We start from the raw sequence: 22,741 nt of genomic DNA on the forward strand, positions 1-22,741 counted from the left end.
CGCCCTCTGCGCAGTTAATTATTTGCCTCGCCCATCCGTTCCCCTGTGTACATCCAGCTGCCGAACCCTGCCCTCCAACCTTGCGTGGCGGCGTTCGGTGCGACTCACCCAGACACTGGCAGGAACACCCCATGACGGACGCCTTCGAACTCCCGCACTCGCTGGTCCAGGCCTTGGCCCAACGCGCCGCGCAGACCCCGGACCGGATCGCCTTGCGCTTTCTGGCCGATGATCCTCGCGAGCAGGCCGTACTCAGTTATCGGGACCTCGACCTGCGTGCGCGAACCATCGCCGCGGCGCTGCAACAGCGCGCCGAGTTTGGCGATCGGGCGGTGTTGCTGTTCCCCAGTGGTCCGGACTACGTCGCGGCATTCTTCGGCTGCCTGTATGCCGGGGTGATCGCGGTGCCGGCCTATCCGCCAGAGTCGTCGCGCCGTCATCACCAAGAGCGCCTGCTGTCGATCATCGACGATGCCGAACCGCGTTTGCTGCTGACGGTAGAGGCGCTGTGTGACAGTTTGCAGGGCCTTGAGGCTCTGGCCGGTGACGCCGCGCCTGAGCTGCTGGCCGTCGACCCTCTGGCCCCAGCCTTGGCCGATCAATGGCGCCAGCCGCAGTTGGCCGGCGATGACATCGCCTTTTTGCAGTACACCTCCGGCTCCACCGCGCTGCCCAAGGGCGTGCAGGTCAGCCACGGCAACCTGGTGGCCAACGAGCAACTGATTCGCCACGGCTTTGGCATCGACCTGAACCCGGACGATGTGATCGTCAGCTGGTTGCCGCTGTACCACGACATGGGCCTGATTGGCGGCCTGCTGCAACCGATCTTCAGCGGCGTGCCGTGCGTGCTGATGTCGCCGGGGTATTTCCTGGCGCGGCCGCAGCGCTGGTTGCAGGCGATCAGCGAATATGGCGGCACCATCAGCGGCGGCCCGGACTTCGCCTACCGCTTGTGCAGCGAGCGGGTCAGCGAGGCGGCCTTGGCTGGGCTCGACTTGAGTCGCTGGCGCGTGGCCTATTCCGGCTCCGAGCCAATCCGCCAGGACAGCCTGGAGACCTTCGCCAGCAAGTTCCAGGTGTGCGGTTTCGACCCGCAGAGCTACTTCGCCAGCTATGGCCTGGCCGAGGCGACCCTGTTCGTCAGCGGCAGCCGTCGTGGCCAGGGCATTGCCGCGCTGGAGATCGACGCCCAAGCGTTCGCCAGCCACCGCGCCGAGCCCGGCAAAGGCAGCGTGCTGATGAGCTGCGGCTACCCCCAGCCAGGTCATGCGGTATGCATCGTCGACCCGCAGCGCCAATGCGTGCTGGGCGACAACCTGGTCGGTGAAATCTGGGCCAATGGCCCGAGCATCGCCCTGGGCTACTGGCGCAACCCCGAGGCCAGCGCGCGCACCTTCGTCGAACTGGACGGCCAGACCTGGCTGCGTACCGGCGATTTGGGCTTCATGCGCGAGGGCGAGGTATTCGTCACTGGGCGCCTGAAAGACATGCTCATCGTGCGCGGGCAGAACCTCTACCCGCAGGACCTGGAACAGACCTTGGAGCGCGAGGTCGATGTGCTGCGCAAGGGCCGTGTGGCGGTGTTCGCCGTCGATGATCAAGGCGAGGAGGGCATTGGCGTTGCCGTGGAGATCAGCCGCAATGTGCAAAAGGCGCACACGCCGCAAGAGCTGATCAAGACCCTGCGCCAGGTCATCGCCGACGCCTGCCGCCAGGCCCCGGCAGTGGTGCTGCTGCTCAACCCGGGTGCCTTGCCCAAGACCTCCAGCGGCAAACTGCAACGCTCGGCCTGTCGCTTGCGCATGGACGATGGCAGTCTGGACTGCTACGCACGCTTCCCGGCCGTCGCCGAGCAGACGCTAGACGCTGCGCCGGCTGATGAACTGCAAACCCGCATCGCCGCCATTTGGCGCGAATTGCTCAAGGTCGAGGCGGTTGCGCCAGACGATCACTTCCTGCTGCTGGGCGGCAACTCCATCGCCGCCACCCAGGTCACTGCGCGGCTGGCCGACGAGTTGGGTATCAACCTGAGCCTGCGCACGCTGTTCGAGGCGCCGCTGCTGGCCGACTACAGCGCAGCCGTGGCCGCGCTGCTCGCCGAGGGCGGACACGGCAATGGCCGCATCGACATGCTGGGCCGTGGCCAGGCATTGGCGCAATCGCTGGCGCAGAATCGCCTGTGGCTGCTGTGGCAACTGGAACCGACCTCGGCTGCCTACAACATCCCGGCCGGCTTGCACCTGCGTGGCGAGCTGGACATCGCCGCCCTGGAGCACAGCTTCCAGGCATTGGTGGCCCGCCACGAATCATTGCGCACGTTGTTCAGCGAGGTCGATGGCCAGGCCCTGCAACGGGTGCTACCTGAGCAGCGGTTTGTTCTACAGCAGGTCGATCTGCACGGGCTGGATGCGACTGAAGTCGCTGCCCGTCGTGAAGCCGAGGCGCAGCAACCGTTCGACCTGATCGAAGGACCGTTGCTGCGGGTGACCCTGGCGCGGCTGGATGACGAGGATCATCAGCTGTGGGTGACCCTGCACCACATCATCGCCGACGGTTGGTCGCTGAATATTCTGCTCGACGAGTTCGCCCGCCTCTACGCGGCCCGCTGCCAGGGCCACCAGGCAAGCCTTGAGGCGCTGCCGCTGGGGTATGCCGACTACGCTATCTGGCAGCGCCAGTGGCTGGCTGAAGGCGAGGCCGCGCGTCAGCTCGAACGCTGGCAACAGCAGCTGGGCGATGAACTGCCGGTGCTCGACCTGGGCAGCGACCACCCCCGCTCCAGCCAACGCGACAAGCGCGCCGCACGCCTGAGTGTGAAAGTCCCGGCCAAGCTTGCCGACGCGCTCAAGGGCTTGGCCCGCGAGCAACAGGCCAGCCTGTTCATGGTCCTGCTGGCCGCCTGGCAAGGTTTGCTGCACCGCTATACCGGCCAGGGCGACATCCGCGTCGGCGTGCCCAATGCCAACCGCCCGCGCCTAGAAACCCAGGGCATGGTCGGCTTCTTCATCAATACCCAGGTGCTGCGCGCCCAGCTCGATGGCCGTCAGCCGTTCGCCCAGCTGTTGGCCCAGGTGCGCCAGGCGACCCTGCACGCCCAGGCCAATCAGGACTTGCCGTTCGAGCAACTGCTCGAAGCCTTGCCGCAGGCCCGCGAGCAGGGCCTGTTCCAGGTCATGTTCAACCACCAGCAACGCGACCTGTCGGCGCTGCGCCGTCTGCCCGGCTTGCTCGCCGAAGAGCTGCCATGGCACAGCCGCGAAGCCAAGTTCGACCTGCAGCTGCACAGTGAAGAAGATCATCAGGGCCGCCTGAGCCTGGCCTTCGACTATGCCGCCGAGCTGTTCGAAGCCAGCACCATCAAGCGTCTGGCCAATCACTTGCTGGCGTTGCTCGAACAGGTCAGCGCCCAGCCACAGTTGACCTTGGGCGAGGTGCAGTTGCTCGATGAACAGGCCCGCGCACAATTGTTGGGCTGGGGCCAGGCGCCCGCGCCCGTGGCGCAGCGCCTGCTGGTCGAGCAACTCAACGAACAGGCGCGGCTGACGCCTGAACGCACCGCGCTGGTGTGGGAAGGCGGCAGCCTCGACTACGCCAGCCTGCACCAGCAGGCTAACCGCCTGGCGCATTACCTGCGCGACAAGGGCGTCGGCCCCGACACCTGCGTGGCCATCGCCGTGGAGCGTTCGCCGCTGTTGCTGGTCGGCCTGCTGGCGATCGTCAAGGCCGGTGGCGCCTACGTGCCGCTGGATGTCGACTATCCGCCAGAGCGCCTGGCCTACATGCTCGGCGACTGCCAGGCCAGCCTGCTGTTGAGCCATAGTAACCTGCTGGAGCGCCTGCCGCAGGTGGCTGGGGTCAGCACCATCGCCCTCGATCAATTGCACCTGGACAGCTGGCCAAGCCAGGCGCCGGGCCTGCACCTGGACGGCGACAACCTCGCCTATGTGATCTACACCTCCGGCTCCACCGGTCAGCCCAAGGGCGTCGGCAACACCCACGCGGCCTTGGCTGAGCGCTTGCAGTGGATGCAAGCCACGTACGCGCTCGATGACAGCGATGTGCTGATGCAAAAAGCGCCGATCAGCTTCGATGTGTCGGTGTGGGAGTGCTTCTGGCCGCTGATCACCGGCTGCACGCTGGTCCTTGCAGGCCCTGGCGAGCATCGCGACCCGCAGCGCATCGCCCAATTGATCCAGCAGCATGGGGTGACCACGCTGCACTTCGTGCCGCCGCTGTTGCAGGTGTTCGTCCAGGAACCACTGGCCGCCAACTGCACCAGCCTGCGTCGGCTGTTCTCTGGCGGTGAGGCGTTGTCGGCCAACCTGCGCGAGCGCGTCCTGCAGCTGCTGCCCCAGGTGCAGTTGCATAACCGCTATGGCCCGACCGAGACCGCCATCAACGTCAGCCACTGGCATTGCCAGAGCGCGGACGGCGAACGCTCGCCGATTGGCCGGCCGCTGGCCAATGTGTTGTGCCGGGTCCTCGATGATCAGCTGGAGCTGAGCGCGCCGGGTGTTGCCGGCGAGCTGTATCTGGGTGGGGTGGGCCTGGCCCGCGGTTATTTGGGCCGCCCTGGGCTGACCGCCGAGCGCTTCGTGCCGCAAGCCGATGGTAACGGCGAGCGCCTGTACCGCAGTGGCGACCGCGCCCGCTGGTGGGTTGAGCAGGGTGCCCTGGAATACCTCGGGCGTCTCGACCAGCAGGTCAAGGTGCGTGGTTTTCGCGTCGAGCCCGAAGAAGTGCAGGCGAGCCTGCTGGCCCAGGCGGGTGTCGAACAGGCGGTGGTGCTGATTCACCAGGATGCCGTCGGCGCCCAGTTGGTCGGCTACTACAGCGGCGTCGAGCAAAGCGCTGCGCTGCTGGCTGCCTTGGCCGAGCGCTTGCCGGCGTACATGGTCCCGGCGCAACTGATCCATCTGGCGCAAATGCCATTGGGCCCAAGCGGCAAGGTCGAGCGCAAAGCCCTGCCGGCACCGGTTTGGCAGCAGCGTGAGCATGTCGAGCCGCAGACCGAGCTGCAGCAGCAGGTCGCGGCCATCTGGCGTGAGGTGCTCAACCTGGAACAAGTCGGCCTGCAGGATGATTTCTTCGCCCTCGGTGGCCACTCGTTGCTGGCCACCCAGATCGTCTCGCGGACCCGCCAGGCACTGGATGTCGAGCTGCCGCTGAAGGTGCTGTTCGAGGCCAGTGAGCTGGCAGCGTTCTGCGCCGCAATCGCCAGCATCCGCGAACGTGGCGAACGTAACCAGCAGGGCGAGATCGCCCGGGTTGACCGTCGTCAGGCGGTGCCGCTGTCGTATTCCCAGCAACGCATGTGGTTCCTCTGGCAGATGGAGCCCGATAGCCCCGCCTACAACGTCGGTGGCATGGCCCGCCTGCGTGGCACCTTGCACGTGGATGCCTTCGAGCGCGCCCTGCATGCACTGATCGCCCGGCACGAGACCCTGCGCACCACCTTCCCCAGCATCGATGGCGTGCCGTACCAGTGCGTGGCCGAGCACAGCGCGCTCAAGGTGCAATGGCATGACTTCAGCGCCACCCCAGCGCCGCAGCGCCAACAACGTCTGCAGGCATTGGCCGACGCCCAGGCCCACCAGCCGTTCGACCTGGAGCGCGGCCCATTGCTGCGTGCCTGCCTGGTCAAGGCCCAGGAGCGTGAGCACTACTTCGTGCTGACCCTGCATCACATCGTCACCGAAGGCTGGGCCATGGACATCTTCGCCCGCGAACTGGGCGAGCTGTACGAGGCCTTCGTCGACGACCGCGAATCGCCCCTGGCGCCGTTGCCGGTGCAGTACCTGGACTACAGCGTGTGGCAGCGCCAGTGGCTGGAAGGGGGCGAAGGCGCACGGCAACTGGCCTACTGGCAACAGCGCCTGGGCGATGAACACCCAGTGCTGGAGTTGCCGACGGACCGCCCGCGCCCGGCAGTGCAGAGTCACCAGGGCGCGCTGTATCGCTTCGACCTCGACCCCGCCCTGGCCGCCCGCGTGCGCGCCTTCAACAGCGAACGTGGCCTGACCCTGTTCATGACCATGACCGCTACCCTGGCGACCTTGCTGCACCGCTACAGCGGCCAACGCGACCTGCGCATCGGCGCGCCGGTGGCCAACCGCATTCGTCCGGAAAGCGAAGGCCTGATCGGCGCCTTCCTTAATACCCAGGTGCTGCGCTGCGAGCTCGATGGCCAGATGCGCGGCGCCGAGCTGCTCGAACAGGTGCGCCAGACCATCGTCGCAGGCCAGTCGCACCAGGACCTGCCGTTCGATCAGTTGGTCGAAGCCCTGCAACCACCGCGCAGCAGTGCCTACAACCCGCTGTTCCAGGTGATGTGCAACGTTCAGCGTTGGGCCTTCCAGCAGAGCCGCGAGCTGGCCGGCATGCAGGTCGACTACCTGGTCAACGACGCCAGCGCGACCAAGTTCGACCTGTATCTGGAAGTCACCGACCTCGACGGTCGCCTGGGCTGCTGCCTGACCTACAGCTGCGACCTGTTCGACGAGCCGCGCATCGTGCGCATGGCCGAGCACTGGCAGCAGCTGTTGATCGGCCTGATCGACAACCCGCAGCAACGCCTGTGCGAACTGCCGATGCTCAGCAGCGCCGAGCAACAAGTGCTGGTCGGCCAATTGCAGGGCGAGCATGACTTCGACCTGGGCCACACCCTGCACGGGCTGTTCGCCGCCCAGGCCGAGCGCACGCCGCACGCCCGTGCGCTGACCTTCGCTGGCCAGCACCTGAGCTATGCCCAGCTCGACCAGCAAGCCAACCGCCTGGCGCGTGCCCTGCGCGAGCGTGGTGTCGGGCCGCAGGTACGCGTCGGCCTGGCCCTGGAGCGTTCGCTGGAAATGGTCGTTGGTCTGTTGGCGATCCTCAAGGCTGGGGGCGCCTACGTGCCGTTGGACCCGGAATACCCGCTCGATCGCTTGCACTACATGATCGAGGACAGCCGCATCGGCTTGCTGTTGGGCCAGCGTGCGTTGTTCGACAGTATCGGCCAGTTGCCTGCGGGCGTGGCGCGTTGGTGCCTGGAAGATGACGCAGCGTCACTGCCCAGCTACAGCGATGGGCCGTTGGCTAACCTCAACCTGCCGCAGCACCAGGCCTACCTGATCTACACCTCCGGCTCCACCGGCAAGCCCAAGGGCGTGGTGGTCAGCCATGGGGAAATCGGCATGCACTGCCAGGCGGTGATCGCCGCCTTCGGCATGCGCAGCGACGACTGCGAACTGCACTTCTATTCGATCAACTTCGACGCTGCCACCGAGCGCTTGCTGGTGCCGTTGCTGTGCGGTGCGCGGGTGGTGATCCGCGCCCAAGGCCAGTGGGGCGCCGAGGACATCTGCCAACTGGTGCGCGAGCAGCAGGTGAGCATCCTCGGTTTCACCCCAAGCTACGGCAGCCAGCTCGCCCAGTACCTGGCAAGTGTTGGCGAGCAATTGCCGGTGCGCCTGGTCATTACCGGTGGCGAAGCACTGACGGGCGAACACCTGCAACGCATCCGCCAGGCGTTCACCCCAGAGCAGTTCTTCAATGCCTATGGGCCGACTGAAACCGTGGTCATGCCGTTGGCCTGTGTGGCCCCGCAGACGCTGCCCGCCGATGCCGGCAGTGTGCCGATTGGCCGGGTAATCGGCGCGCGTACCGCGTACATCCTCGATGATGACCTGGCGCTGCTGGCGCAAGGTGGCATCGGCGAGCTGTATGTCGGCGGTGCCGGCTTGGCTCAGGGTTATCATGACCGGCCGGGGCTGTCTGCCGAGCGCTTCGTCGCGGATCCGTTCAGCCATGATGGGGGGCGTCTGTACCGCACGGGCGACTTGGTGCGCCTGCGCGCTGACGGTCTGGTGGAGTACGTTGGCCGCGCCGACCAGCAGGTTAAGATTCGCGGTTTCCGCATCGAGCTGGGCGAGATCGAAAGCCGCCTGCAAGAACATGCCGAGGTCGACGAGGCGGTGGTGCTGGCGCTCGACCTGCCGGGCGGCAAGCAGTTGGTCGGCTATCTGCTCTGTGAGCAGGCCAATGCCGACAGCCAAGCCCAGGCCAGCCTGCGCGAAGCGGTCAAGGCGCATGCCCGCCGCCACCTGCCGGACTACATGGTGCCCGCGCACCTGGTACTGCTTGCACAGCTGCCACTGATGGGCAACGGCAAGCTCGATCGCCGCGCACTGCCAGCGCCGGACCTGGAGCAGGCGCAGCAGCACTACCAGGCCCCGGCCAACGAGCTGGAAGCGCAACTGGCGCAGGTCTGGCGCGAGGTGCTCAACGTCGCGCGGGTGGGCGTGCAAGACAACTTCTTCGAACTGGGCGGCGATTCGATCCTGTCGATCCAGGTGGTCAGCCGGGCGCGGCAGCTGGGCTTGCAGTTCACCCCGCGTGACCTGTTCCAGCATCAGACCATTCAGGCCCTGGCGGCGGTGGTCAGCCGCAGCGAGGCGCCAAGCGACATCGAGCAAGGCCCGCGCCAGGGCAGCACTGCGCTGACGCCGATCCAGCATTGGTTCTTCGACAGCCAAGTGCCCGAGCCGCAGCACTGGAACCAAGCCGTGCTGTTGCAGGTGCGCCAACCGTTGCAGGCGCAAACCCTGGAGCAGGCCTTGGCGGGGTTGCTCGCTCACCACGATAGCTTGCGGCTGAATTTCACCCAGGTGAACGGTCGCTGGCAGGGGCATTACGCCCAGCCAAGCGCCCAGCCCTTGCTGTGGACCGCCACCGTGGCAAATCTCGACGACTGCCAGGCGCTGTACAGCGATGTGCAGCGCAGCCTCGACCTGGAGCAGGGGCCGCTGTTGCGCGCCTTGCTGGTCAGCGACGGGCAGGGCGGCCAACGCCTGCTGCTGGCGATCCACCACCTGGTGGTCGACGGTGTGTCCTGGCGGGTGCTGCTCGAAGACTTGCAGGCGTTGTACCGCGGTGAGGCGCTGGCGGCCAAGACCCATGCGGTGGGCGACTGGGCGGCGCGCCTGGCGGCCTATGCCGGTAGCGATTCGTTGCGTGATGAGCTCGATTGGTGGCAAGGCCAGTTGGCCAGTGTCCGCCACGAGCTGCCGTGTGATCATCCGCAAGGCGGCAACCTGCACCGTCATGCCCAGACCCTGGCGATCAGCCTGGATGTCGAGCAGACCCGCCAGCTGCTGCAACAGGCACCCGCCGCTTATCACACCCAGGTCAACGACCTGTTGCTGACTGCCCTGGCGCGTACCCTGTGCCGCTGGAGTGGTGACAGCGAGGTGCTGGTGCAGCTCGAAGGCCATGGTCGTGAAGCCTTGTTCGAAGACCTCGACCTGACCCGCAGCGTCGGTTGGTTCACCAATGCCTATCCCTTGGCCCTGAACCCCGAGCTGGGCGAGGGCGAGCAAGCCCGCGCAGGCTCGATCAAGCGTATCAAGGAGCAACTGCGCCAGGTGCCGCACAAGGGCCTTGGCTACGGCGTGCTGCGCTACCTGGCCGATGACGCCGGGCGTGAGCGCATGGCGGCCTTGCCCCAGGCGCGGATCACCTTCAATTACCTGGGCCAGTTCGACCAGCAATTCGATGCGGCGGCGTTGTTCCAGCCGCTGGATGCGCCAGCAGGCCTGGCCCATGACCTGGACGCGCCGCTGCCCAACTGGCTCAGCGTCGATGGCCAGGTCTATGGCGGCGCCTTGCAGCTGCGCTGGACCTTCAGCAACCAGCGGTATAACGAGCGCACCATCGCCGAGCTGGCCGAGGCCTATCGCCGTGAACTGCTGGCGCTGGTCGAGCACTGCCTGGCAGAGGGCAACGGCAGCTTCACCCCGTCGGACTTCCCCCTGGCGCAGCTGAGCCAGGAGCAGATCGACAGCCTGCCCATCGCCGCAGCCGAGATCGAAGACGTCTACCCACTGACGCCGATGCAAGAAGGCATGTTGCTGCACACCCTGCTCGAGCCGGGCACCGGTATCTACTACATGCAGGACCGCTACCGGATCAACAGCGCGCTCGACCCGCAGCGCTTCGCCCAGGCCTGGCAAGCGGTGGTGGCACGCCACGAAGCCCTGCGCGCCTCGTTCAGCTGGAACGCCGGCGAGGCGATGCTGCAGATCATCCACAAGCCGGGCAAGACCCCGGTGGATTACCAGGATTGGCGCGGCCTCGACGCGCAGGCCCAGGAAGCGCGCCTGCAGGCCCTGCATAAAGAAGAACGCGAAGCCGGCTTTGCCCTGTTGAGCCAGGCGCCGTTCCATCTGCGCCTGGTGCGTGTGGCCGATGAGCGCTACTGGTTCATGATGAGCAACCACCACATCCTGATCGATGCCTGGTGCCGCTCGCTGTTGATGAACGACTTCTTCGAGATCTACCAGGCCCTCGGCGAAGGCCGTCAGGCGCAACTGCCGGTGCCGCCGCGCTACCGCGACTATATCGGCTGGCTGCAACGCCAGGACCTCGACGAGGCGCGCCAGTGGTGGCAAGCCAACCTGGCCGGTTTCGAGCGCGCCACGGCGCTCCCCAGTGACCGTCCGCTGCGCCATGACCATGCCGGCGACGGCATGATCGTCGGCGACTGCTACACCCGCCTGGACGTGCCGCAAGGGGGGCGTCTGCGCGAGCTGGCCCAGGCTCACCAGCTGACCATCAACACCTTCGCCCAGGCGGCCTGGGCCTTGCTCCTGGCGCGCTACAGCGGCGAGCGTGACGTGGTGTTCGGGGTGACGGTGGCTGGGCGTCCGGTCAGCCTGCCGCAGATGCAGCGCACGGTTGGCCTGTTCATCAACAGCGTCGCCCTGCGCGTGCAGTTGCCAGCAGCCGGCCAGCGCCAGAGCGTGCGCCAGTGGCTGCAAGGCCTGCTGGAGCGCAACATGGAACTGCGTGAGTACGAATACCTGCCGTTGGTGGCGATCCAGGAACGGAGCGAGCTGCCCAAGGGCCAGGCGCTGTTCGACAGCCTGTTCGTGTTCGAGAACGCGCCGGTGGAAACCGCCGTGCTCGACCACGCCCAGCACCTCAACGCCAGTTCCGACTCGGGGCGCACCCACACCAACTTCCCGCTGACGGCGGTGTGCTACCCGGGCGATGACCTGGGCCTGCACCTGTCGTTCGACCAGCGCTACTTCGACTACCCGACCGTCGAGCGTTTGCTGGCCGAGTTCAAGCGCCTGCTGCTGGCGCTGGTCGAAGGCTTCGACGGCGATGTCGCCGAGCTGCCATTGCTCGGTGCCGAGGAGCAACGCTTGCTGCTCGATGAGTGCAACCGCACCGAGCATGCCTACAGCCTGGAGCAGAGTTATGTGGAGCTGTTCGAGGCGCGGGTTGCCGCGCATCCCGAGCGGATCGTCGCGCGCTGCCTGGAGGCCTCGTTCGACTATGCCGGGCTGAACCTGGCGGCCAACCGCCTGGGCCATGCCCTGGTCGCGGCGGGGGTGACCCTCGATCAACCGGTGGCGCTGCTGGCCGAGCGTGGCTTGCCCTTGCTGGGGATGATCGTCGGTAGCTTCAAGGCCGGCGCCGGCTACCTGCCGCTGGATCCTGGCTTGCCGGCGGCGCGCCTGCAGCGCATCGTCGAGTTGAGCCGCACGCCAGTGCTGGTGTGCAGCGCTGCGCAAGCCGACCAGGCGCGCCAGTTGCTCGATGAAGTGGCGGGTGCGGTACGACCGAAACTGCTGGTGTGGGAAGAGGTCCAGGGCAGCGCTGTGGCCAGCCATGACCTGGGCATTCACAGTGGGCCAGACAACCTGGCCTATGTGATCTACACCTCCGGCTCCACCGGACTGCCCAAGGGGGTGATGGTCGAGCAGCGCGGCATGCTCAACAACCAGCTGAGCAAGGTGCCGTACCTGGTACTGGATGAGCAGGACGTGATCGCCCAGACCGCCTCGCAGAGTTTCGACATTTCGGTCTGGCAGTTCCTCGCCGCGCCGTTGTTCGGCGCCCGGGTAGAGATCGTGCCCAATGCCATCGCCCATGATCCGCAAGGCTTGCTGGCGCATGTCCAGGCCAGCGGCATCACCGTGCTGGAAAGCGTGCCGTCGCTGATCCAGGGCATGCTCGCCAACGATCACCAGCACCTGGATGGCCTGCGCTGGATGCTGCCGACCGGCGAGGCCATGCCGCCTGAGCTGGCCGCGCAGTGGCTGCAGCGCTATCCGGCGATTGGCCTGGTCAACGCCTATGGCCCGGCGGAATGCTCGGATGACGTGGCGTTCTTCCGCGTCGATGCGCAATCGACCCAGGGCAGCTACCTGCCGATTGGCACGCCGACCGACAACAACCGCCTGTACCTGTTGAACGAGGACCAGGCGCTGGTGCCCTTGGGCGCGGTGGGCGAGTTGTGTGTCGCCGGTACCGGGGTTGGCCGTGGGTATGTCGGCGATCCCGTGCGCACGGCACTGGCATTCATCCCGCATCCCTATGGCGCGCCGGGCGAGCGTCTGTATCGTACCGGCGACCTGGCGCGGCGCCGGCCGGATGGCGTGCTCGAGTACGTCGGGCGCATTGACCATCAGGTGAAGATTCGCGGTTATCGCATCGAGCTGGGCGAAATCGAAGCCCGTCTGCACGAGCAGAGCGAGATCCGCGATGCGGCGGTAGGCGTGCAGGAGGGCGCCAACGGCAAGCACCTGGTGGGCTATCTGGTCGCGCATCAGGGCATCGTCGCCGACGTCGCGCTGCTCGAACAGGTCAAGCAACGCCTGCGCGCCGATCTGCCGGAGTACATGGTGCCGCTGCACTGGGGCTGGTTCGACAGTCTGCCGCACAACGCCAACGGCAAGCTCGACCGCAAGGCGCTGCCGGCCATCGACCTCGCTAGCCAGCACAGCCAGGCCTACCTGGCGCCGCGCAACGAGCTGGAACAGACCCTGGCCGGGATCTGGGCCGATGTGCTCAAGGCCGAGCGGGTAGGGGTGCATGACAACTTCTTCGAGTTGGGCGGGCATTCGTTGCTGGCGACCCAGATCGCCTCGCGGGTGCAGAAGCAGCTGCAGCTCAACGTGCCGTTGCGGGCGATGTTCGAGTGCAGCACGGTAGAGGAGCTGGCCAGCTACGTGCAGGGCTTGCAGGACACGGCGCTGGACGACGACAAGGTCGACCGGCTCAGTGACCTGATGGCCGAGCTGGAGGCGCTTTGACTGCCGGCTCCTGAGCTAAGCGCTGGCTGCCGAGATCGGCAGCCAGCCCGGTTTTGTGGTGTCACGACCGGCCTCTTCGCGGGCAAGCCCGCTCCCACAGGTACCGCGCTGGCTTCGAGGTCAACGGGGTACCTGTGGGAGATTCTATGGTTATGGGCAAGCCAATCACACAAATCCCGCCTGCGCTAAAGGATGCTCACAGCCAGGTTTGGTGGTGGCAACACTGGCCTCTTCGCGGGCAAGCCCGCTCCTACAGATACCGCGCTGGCGTCGAGCTCAACGGGGTACCTGTAGGAGCGGGCTTGCCCGCGAAGAGGCCCGTGGAGGCGACAAAACTTGCTAGCCAATCACTAAATCCTCCCTGCGCTGAAGCGTTCTCCAAACGATGCTCACCCGACACATATCTGGTTACAGGGACGTGGCGGGCCCACCATTCATTTGCGAGGGATTCTCCGATGTCGACCGCTACCAGCCTTGCCCAGATCCTGCCAGGCGCAGCGCCGCAACCGCTGTATGAGTTCACCGATTCGCCGCTGCTGGTGCGCCAGCAACAACAGGAATCCAACGCCCGCAGCTACCCACGACGCCTGCCCCTGGCACTCAAGCGCGCCCGTGGCCTGTATGTCGAAGACGTCGAAGGCCGCCAGTTCATCGACTGCCTGGCCGGTGCTGGCACGCTTGCCTTGGGGCACAATCATCCGGTGGTGGTCGAGGCGATTCAGCGCGTGCTGGCGGACGAGCTGCCGCTGCATACCCTCGACCTGACCACGCCGGTCAAGGACCGCTTCGTCCAGGACCTGTTCGGCATCCTGCCTGAAGCCTTGCGCCGCGAGGCGAAGATCCAGTTCTGCGGCCCGACCGGCACCGATGCGGTGGAAGCTGCGCTGAAACTGGTGCGCACCGCCACCGGGCGCAGCACCGTGCTGGCATTCCAGGGTGCCTACCACGGCATGTCCCAGGGCGCACTGAGCCTGATGGGCAGCCACGGGCCGAAGAAACCCCTGGGCGCGTTGCTCGGCAATGGCGTGCAGTTCATGCCGTACCCCTACGACTACCGCTGCCCGTTCGGTCTGGGCGGTGAGGCGGGTGTGCGGGCCAACCTGCACTACCTGGAAAACCTGCTGCTCGATCCGGAAGGCGGGGTGCCGCTGCCAGCGGCGGTCATTCTGGAGGTGGTGCAGGGCGAAGGCGGGGTGATACCGGCTGACATCGAATGGCTACGCGGCGTACGGCGGATCACCGAGCAGGCCGGGGTGGCGCTGATCGTCGACGAAATCCAGAGCGGCTTTGCCCGCACCGGGCGGATGTTCGCCTTCGAGCACGCCGGCATCGTCCCGGATGTGGTGACCTTGTCCAAAGCCATTGGTGGCAGCCTGCCGCTGGCAGTGGTGGTGTACCGCGAGTGGCTGGACCAATGGACCCCAGGCGCCCATGCCGGCACCTTCCGCGGCAACCAGATGGCCATGGCCGCAGGCTCCGCGGTGATCGATTACCTGGTCGAGCATCGCCTGGCCGAGCACGCCGAGGCCATGGGCCAGCGCCTGCGCGGCCACTTGCAGCATCTGCAACGCCAGTACCCGCAGCTGGGCGATATTCGCGGGCGCGGCTTGATGCTTGGGGTCGAGCTGGTCGACCCGCAAGGCGCGCTGGATAGCTTGGGCCATCCACCGGCAGCGCGCGAGCTGGCCCCCAAGGTGCAGCGCGAGTGCCTCAAGCGCGGCTTGATCCTTGAGTTGGGTGGTCGCCACGGCGCGGTGGTGCGCTTCCTGCCGCCATTGATCATCAGTGCCGAGCAGATCGACGAGGTCGCAGAGCGGTTTGCCGCGGCGCTGGCAGTAGCGGTGCGCAGCGCCTGAACAGGTTTTGCCCAAGCAACGCGGGCGGTCTGCCCGTGATGAATACGATTAACGCCAATGCGCGGCGCACGCCACCTTGGCCGTGGTGTGTGACGCGGATGGGGAGACACAGATGAGTGAACTTGCCGATATCAAGGTGCGGCCATTGATGCCTGAGCGCGGCTCGCTGCCGCTGCTGGTCGAAGCGCCCGAGCCAGGGCTTGGGCTGCTGGAGAGCTTCGACGAGCTCAAGGAGATCGTGGCGCAGCACCTGGATCACTGCGCAGGAATATTGTTTCGCGGTTTCGAAGTGGGGGAAGTCGCGGCGTTTCGCGAGTTCGCCCAGGCGTTCGGTCATCCGCTGCTCAATTACGAGTTCGGTTCCACCCCACGCAGCAATGTGACCCAAGGGGTGTATACCTCCACTGAATACCCGGCGCACCAGAGTATCCCGCTGCACAACGAACAGGCCTACAGCCTCGACTGGCCGATGCGTATCTGGTTCTACAGCGTGATCGCCGCCCAGACCGGCGGGCAAACGCCGATCGCCGACAGCCGCGAAGTCTATCGGCGGATGCCGGCCGACATCGTCGAACGCTTTGCCAGCAAGCGCCTGATGTATGTCCGCAACTATGGCAATGGCCTGGATGTGGGCTGGGAGCAGGTGTTCAACACCGAAGATCGCAGTGTGGTCGAAGCCTATTGCCGTGCCCACCACATCGAGTGGGAGTGGAAAGACGACGGCGAACTGCGCACCCGTCAGGTCTGTCAGGCGGTGGCCACTCATCCGTGGACCGGCGATCAGGTCTGGTTCAACCAGGCGCACTTGTTCCACGTCTCCAATCTACCGGCCGAGGTGCGCGAAAGCCTGCTTGAGATCGTCGACGAGGAGGACCTGCCACGCAATGTCTACTACGGTGACGGCACGCCCATCGAGCATGAAGTGCTTGAGCGCATTCGCGCTGTGCTGGACGAGTGCGCGATCAGCTTCCCGTGGCAGGAGGGCGATGTGCTGATGCTCGACAACATGCTCGCCGCTCACGCTCGGGCGCCGTTCACCGGGCCGCGCAAAGTCGTCGTCGCCATGGCGCAGGGCTACAGCGAGAAGGCGCGCTGAGGCTTCCTTGGCGCGGCTCCCACCGTACGCCACCGTATCAGGTGGCGTACAACCTGGCGCTTGCACACAGGCCTGCGCCACGCCGCTAAATTCACTTCTCATCTGCTCGTTCTACTGAAAACGCTTTGCCCAAGGCCGAGCCGCAGATCAGTAAGGACCGACAGTATGAATGCCCAAGATTCACTCAAACTGGCTCGACGCTTCATCGAGCTGCCCGCTGGCAAGCGTCGTCTGTTCCTGGATGCGATGAAGGGCGAGGGGGTGGATTTCGCCCTCCTGCCGATCGCGGCGGGGGTGCAGGTGCCGGCCCGCGACAGCCTGTCCTACGCCCAGCAGCGCATGTGGTTCGCCTGGCAGCTCGATCCGCACAGCGGCGCCTACAACCTGCCCCTGGCGGTCAAGCTGCGCGGCGTGCTCGACGTGCCCGCCCTGCAAAGCGCCATCGACACTCTGGTCCAGCGCCACGAGGCGCTGCGCACGGTGTTTCGCGAAGCCGATGACCAGGTGCGCCAGTGTGTACAGGCGCATCTGCAGGTCGCGGTCCAGCTGCTGGACCTTGGCCACATGCAAGGCCAGGCGCAGCAACAGCGCATCGAGTCGACCTGCGCGGAAGAATCGGCAGCGCCATTCGATCTGGTCAATGGGCCGCTGATGCGCGTGCGTCTGCTGCGCATCGGCGAGCAGGAGCATTTGTTGCTGATCACCCTGCACCACATCATTGCCGATGGCTGGTCGCTGGGCATCCTGATCGACGAACTGGTCAGACTGTACGATGCGGCTAGCGCCGGGACCGCACCGGCCCTGGCCGCGCTGGACATCCAGTACCGCGACTTTGCCCTGTGGCAGCGCAGCTGGCTGGAGGCCGGTGAGCAGGAGCGTCAGCTGGGCTATTGGCTGGCGCACCTTGGCGACGAGCATCCCGTCCTGCAACTGCCCAGCGATCGTCCGCGGCCAGCCCGCCCCAGTCATCGTGGCGAGCGCTTGGAGGTGGCGATCGAAGCGGACCTGGCCGAGCGCCTCAAGACCCTCGCCAAGCGCCACAACGTCACCTTGTTCGTGGTGCTGCTGGCAGCCTTCAAGACCTTGCTGTATCGCTACGGCGGGCATGACACGGTGCGCGTCGGGGTGCCGATCGCCAACCGCAATCGCAGCGAAGTGGAAGGGCTGATCGGTTGCTTCATCAATACTCAGGTCCTGCAGACCCGCATGGATCCGACCCATGATACCGCCCAGTTGCTGGGCCAGGTTCGCCAGTGCGCGACCCAGGCCCAGGCCCACCAGGACGTGCCCTTCGACAAGTTGGTCGAAGTGCTGGGGGTGGAGCGCAACTCGGCCCATGGCCCGTTGTTCCAGGTGCTGTTCAACCATCAAGCGCAGGTGGCCGACGTAGGCGCCATCCAGACCGGCTCCGGCCTGGTTCTGGAGAAGCTCGACCTGCGCAAGAACATCGCCCGTTTCGACCTGACGCTGGACACCGTGGAAGTGGCTGGGGAGCTGCGCGCGGCCTTCAGTTATGCCCTTGACCTGTTCGACCAGGCAACCATCGCCGGCATGAGCCAGGACTGGCTGCGCCTGCTGGCCGCGCTCAGCCAGGATGACGGCTCGGCGCTTGGCGATTGGCCGCTGGCCGCTGCGCCAGTGCCGCTGCCGTCGATCGAGCGAGCCGCGCCGCTGCCGGTTCATCAGCGCTTCGCCCAAGCGGCGGCGGCGCACCCGGATCGCCTCGCGGCCATCAGCAGTCACGGCTCGTTGAGCTATCAGCAGCTGGAGCTGCGCGCCGAAGCGCTGCGCCTTGAACTCCAGGCGCTGGGGGTGGGTAGCGAGCAGGCGGTGGGGCTGTGGGCTGATCGCTCGGTCGACATGCTAGTTGGCCTGCTGGCGATTCTCAAGGCGGGCGCTGCGTATGTGCCGCTGGAGCCGGGCCAGCCTGGACAGCGTCTGGCGTTCATGCTGGGTGACGCCGGCATATCCCTGGTCGTGGGGCCGCAGGGCGGCATGGACAACCTTGGCCCACAGGTGCGGCAAGTGGCGTTCGATGCGCCTTGCCCAGATCAGGCGCCTGCGCTGCAGGCACCGGCGTCGGTGCAGGGCGACAACCTTGCCTACATCATCTACACCTCAGGCACCACGGGCACGCCGAAGGGCGTGGGCGTGTCCCATGCGGCCTTGGCCAATTACCTCGATGGCTTGGCCGAGCGCCTGCCCTTGGCTACGCTCGAACAGCTGGCGATGATCTCCACGCCCGCCGCCGACCTCGGCCATACCATGCTGTTTGGCGCATTGAGCACGGGTAAGACCCTGCACCTGCTGCAACGTGATGCGGTGCTGGACGCCGATGGCTTTGCCAGCTACCTCGATGATCAAGCTATCGACGCCCTGAAAATCGTGCCCTCGCACCTGGGGGCATTGCTCGATGCCTGTGGCGATGCGCGGGTACTGCCGCAGCGCTGCCTGGTCCTGGGGGGTGAGGCCTGCCCAGCGGCGCTGTTGTCGCGGATCGCCGCGTTGCGCCCTGAGCTGAAGATCATCAATCACTATGGTCCGACCGAAACCACCGTCGGTGTGCTGACCGCCGAGCTGCTGCCGGGGCAAGTCGCCCAGCTGGGCACGCCGTTGCTCAACAGCCGTGTGCAGGTCCTCGATGCATCGCTGCAGACCGCACCGGGTCAGGCCAAAGGCGAGCTGTGCATTTCCGGGGCCGGTCTTGCCCGTGGTTACATCGGCCGCCCGGGCTTGACTGCGGAACGCTTCGTGCCAGATCCGTCGGGCGCGCTAGGGGCGCGCATGTACCGCAGCGGTGATGCGGTAAGCCGTGATCGCGAGGGGCGCCTGTTGTACGTCGGCCGGCGTGATCAGCAAATCAAGATCCGTGGTTATCGGGTCGAGCCGGGTGAAGTCGAGGCCTGTCTGCAGGGGCTTGAAGGCGTCGAAAAAGCCCTGGTTCGACCGCGGGCCCAGGCCAATGAGTTGCAACTGATCGCCTACGTGGTCGCGCCTTTGCTGGTGCAGCGCAGCGCCGATCACGCCACGGCGCAGGACAGCCTGCAGCGGGCGCTCAAGGCGACCGTGCCGGAGCACATGATTCCCGCGCGCGTGCTGTTTCTCGACAGCCTGCCGCTGACCGCCAATGGCAAGGTCGACCTGGCCCGTTTGCCGCAGCCGGAGCAGGAGTGCCGGGCGCCACACTATGAGCCGCCCGTCAGCCCATTGCAGATCGGCCTGGCAGGTCTGTGGCGGGAGGTATTGGCGGTCGAGCAGGTTGGGCTGGGCGACAATTTCTTCGCCTTGGGCGGCCATTCGTTGATGGCCACGCAGATCGTCTCCCGTGCCCGGCGCCAGCTGGGGATCGATATCCCGTTGCGGCTGTTGTTCGACACTGGCGATCTGCGCCGCTTCAGCGAGGCGGTCGCAGCACTCGGCCAGGTCAGCGATGCGCCGATCATCAGCTTGGCGCGCGACCAGGTGCTGCCGGTGTCCCATGCCCAGTACCGGCAGTGGCTGTTCTGGAAAATTCATCCGCACAGCTCGGCGTATCACACCCCCATGGTGGTGCGCATTCGCGGCGCGTTGGACCCAGGCGCGTTGAGCGCTGCCATCAATGCGCTGGTACAGCGCCATGAAGCCCTGCGCACCCGCTTCGAAGAGCACCAAGGGGTGCCGGGCCTGCGCATCAGCGAGCAACTTGAGGTCAAGCTTGAGCAGCAGTGGCTTGGCCAGTTGCCGGACGAGGCGCTGACCGCGCTCTTGCAGGCCGAGATCCAGCGTCCGTTCGATCTGGCCGCAGGGCCGCTAATACGGGTCAAGCTCTATCAAGTCGACGCCGATGAGCACCTGTTGCTGCTGACCTTGCACCATATCGTTTCTGACGGCTGGTCGATGGGCATCATGGTTCGCGAGTGTATTGCGCTCTACAACCACCATGCCAAGGGCGCGCCGCTGCCGCTGTTCGCAGCCCTGCCGGTGCAGTACGCCGACTATGCCAGCTGGCAGCGCGAGCGGCTTGGCGAAGGGCAGATGGAGGATCAGCTCGGTTACTGGAAAGCACGCCTGGAGGATGACTTCAGCGTGTTGCAGCTGCCGGCAGACCGACCGCGCCCGGCGGTGCAGAGCTATCGGGGCGGGCGGCTGGACATTCACCTGCCCGGCGCATTGACCGCAGGCTTGCGTCAGCTGGCGGTGGCCGGCAATGCCACCTTGTTCCATGTCTTCCTGGCCTCGTTCGCGCTGCTGCTGGCCCGTTACAGTGCCAGTGAGAAGATCAACATCGGCGTGCCGATGACCAACCGTAACCGGCTGGAGCTCGAGGGCTTGATCGGCTTCTTCGTCAACACCCTGGTATTGCGCCTGGAGGTGGACTACAGCACCAGCTTCGAGCAGTTGCTGGCCCAGACCAAAGAAGCCAGCCTGCAGGCCCAGGCCAACAAGGACGTACCGTTCGATGCGTTGGTCGAAGCCTTGCAGCCTGAGCGCGGGCTGGGCCACAACCCCTTGTTCCAGGTGATGTACAACCACCTGCGCGACCTCGGCGAGCAGGTCACCGGCCAGAGCCTGGATGGCCTGGTGGTCGAGGAGGTCGACCTGGACGAGGGCAGTTCGCAGTTCGATGTATCGCTCGATACCGTGGAACGTTCCGACGGCGTGCTGGCAACCTTCACCTATGCCTGCGACTTGTTCGACCGGGCCCGTATCGAGCGGATGGGCGAGCACTGGCTGAACCTGCTGCAGGCCCTAGTGGTCGCGCCTCAAGCGAGTCTGGACCGCTTGGCCCTGGCCTCGCCGCAGGAGCGCCGGGTGGTTGAGCAACAGTGGTCGCAGGGGCCGGCCGGGCCCTTGCTCGACACCGCGTTGGCGCACCGCTTCCAGGCGCAGGTCGCGCAGACCCCCGACGCCATCGCCGTGCTGCATGATGGCCAGCACTGGAGCTATGCCGAACTCAACCGGCGCGCCAACCGCCTGGCCCACCGCCTGCAGGCCTTGGGCGCAGGCCCTGAGGTGCTGGTCGGAGTGGCGCTGGAGCGGGGCCTGGAGATGGTCGCCGGGCTGCTGGCGATCCTCAAGGTCGGCGCGGCCTATGTGCCGCTGGATCCTGATTACCCGGCCGAGCGCCTGGCCTACATGATCGAAGACAGTGGCCTGGCCTTGCTGCTCACCCAAACTGCCCTGAGCGAGCGTTTGCCGGTGCCCGCTGGGGTCACTCGACTGTGCCTGGATCAGCCCTTCGAGGGCGCCATCGAAACCAACCCGAGCGTGCTGATCGAGCCGGCTTCGCTGGCCTATGTGATGTACACCTCAGGCTCCACCGGCCGCCCCAAAGGCGTGGCGATCAGCCAGGGTGCGTTGAGCCAGCATGCGCACGTGTCGTTGGGCTTTTTCAATCTCACAGCCCGCGATCGGATCCTGCAGTTCGCCACGTTCAACTTCGACGGCTTCGTCGAGCAGTTGTATCCGGCGCTGATCTGTGGCGCCTCGGTGGTCATCCGTGGTCCTGAGCTGTGGGACAGCGAGCGCTTCTACCGCGAGCTGATCGCCAACGACATCAGCGTGGTGGACGTCACCACGGCCTACTGGTTCATGCTTGCCAAAGACTTCGCCGAGCATGGGCCGCGCGATTACGGGCGGCTGCATCAGTTCCATGCCGGTGGCGAAGCTATGCCGCCAGAGGGGCTGGCGGCGTGGAAAGCGGCAGGCCTGGGGCATGTGCACCTGCTCAACACTTATGGCCCGACCGAGGCAACGGTCACGGTCACCGCCCACGACTGCACGCCTTATCTGGGTGATCCGGCGCCTGCGTTGCCGTCGGTCATGCCGATCGGTGCGGTACTGGCCGGACGCTCCATCCACCTACTGGACAACAGTGGCGGCACGGTACTCAACGGCGCCATTGGTGAGTTGATGATTGGCGGCGATCTGCTGGCAAGGGGTTATCACCGTCGCCCCGCACTGACTGCCGAGCGCTTCATCCCTGATCCGTTCGGCGCCGACGGCAGCCGTTTGTACCGCTCCGGCGATCTGTCTCGCTACCTGGAGCAGGGCAGCATCGAATACGCCGGGCGCATCGATCATCAAGTCAAGATCCGCGGTTTTCGCATCGAGCTGGGCGAGGTTGGCGCGCGCCTGATCGAGCATGAGCGTGTGCGCGACGCGCTGGTGATCGACATCGAGGGTGCCCTGGGCAAGCAACTGGTCGCCTATCTGGTGCCTGCCGACCCTGCCGTGGCCCAGGCCGACGCGCAGACCCAGCAGGCGCTGCTGGCAGAGTTGCGCGCGCAGCTGCAGGGCAGCTTGCCGGACTACATGGTCCCGGCCTGCCTGATCTGGCTGGCAGAACTGCCGCTGAGCCCGAACGGCAAGCTTGACCGCAAGGCCTTGCCGCGACCCGACCTGACCCAGCTGCAGGCCCGCTATGTGCCCCCGCAGACCGCCACCGAACAGCAGGTGGCGGCGATCTGGGCCGATGTGCTGCGCGTCGAGCGCGTCGGGCTGGACGACAACTTCTTCGAACTGGGCGGCCATTCGCTGCTGGCGGCCCAGGCCATCTCACGTATCAACAGCCAATTGGGCATCGATATGCCGATCCGCCTCATCTTCGAAACCCCGCTACTGGGGGCATTTGCCCTGGCGCTGGAAAGCGCGGGCCAGTCCCTGAGCGAAGAAGGCCTCGCCGATATCGAGCAACTGATGAATGAATTGACGGAGGCTTGACC

At 66.0% G+C, this 22,741-nt stretch carries 4 protein-coding genes; all 4 read left to right on the forward strand.

Annotation, left to right across the window (positions count from 1 at the left end):
- Positions 1-131 precede the first annotated feature (131 nt).
- The 4 genes from ACF8K2_RS13765 to ACF8K2_RS13780 all read left to right on the forward strand — a co-directional run bounded on the left by ACF8K2_RS13765 (position 132) and on the right by ACF8K2_RS13780 (position 22,739).
- Entirely contained in the window at positions 132-13,085 is a 12,954-nt protein-coding gene (locus tag ACF8K2_RS13765; RefSeq protein WP_392465287.1) for a non-ribosomal peptide synthetase, read from the forward strand.
- 455 nt (positions 13,086-13,540) lie between these two features.
- Complete coding sequence (locus ACF8K2_RS13770; protein WP_392465289.1) at positions 13,541-14,941, forward strand: aspartate aminotransferase family protein; 1,401 nt, start codon at positions 13,541-13,543, stop codon at positions 14,939-14,941.
- Positions 14,942-15,053: 112 nt separating this feature from the next.
- The gene (locus ACF8K2_RS13775) at positions 15,054-16,037 is read left to right on the forward strand and encodes a TauD/TfdA family dioxygenase (RefSeq protein WP_392465291.1); all 984 of its coding nucleotides are present in this window, start codon (positions 15,054-15,056) and stop codon (positions 16,035-16,037) included.
- 165 nt (positions 16,038-16,202) lie between these two features.
- Positions 16,203-22,739, forward strand: coding sequence for an amino acid adenylation domain-containing protein (locus tag ACF8K2_RS13780; RefSeq protein WP_392465292.1), 6,537 nt, complete (start codon positions 16,203-16,205; stop codon positions 22,737-22,739).
- Positions 22,740-22,741 lie beyond the last annotated feature (2 nt).

This window comes from Pseudomonas sp. xss_2, assembly GCF_043104195.1.
Taxonomy (GTDB): Bacteria; Pseudomonadota; Gammaproteobacteria; order Pseudomonadales; family Pseudomonadaceae; genus Aquipseudomonas; species Aquipseudomonas urmiensis.

Excerpts from the sequence above, each read along its gene's own strand:
- ACF8K2_RS13765 (WP_392465287.1), top strand. The coding sequence starts at position 132 with ATGACGGACGCCTTCGAACTCCCGCACTCGCTGGTCCAGGCCTTGGCC.
- ACF8K2_RS13770 (WP_392465289.1), top strand. The coding sequence starts at position 13,541 with ATGTCGACCGCTACCAGCCTTGCCCAGATCCTGCCAGGCGCAGCGCCG.
- ACF8K2_RS13775 (WP_392465291.1), top strand. The coding sequence starts at position 15,054 with ATGAGTGAACTTGCCGATATCAAGGTGCGGCCATTGATGCCTGAGCGC.
- ACF8K2_RS13780 (WP_392465292.1), top strand. The coding sequence starts at position 16,203 with ATGAATGCCCAAGATTCACTCAAACTGGCTCGACGCTTCATCGAGCTG.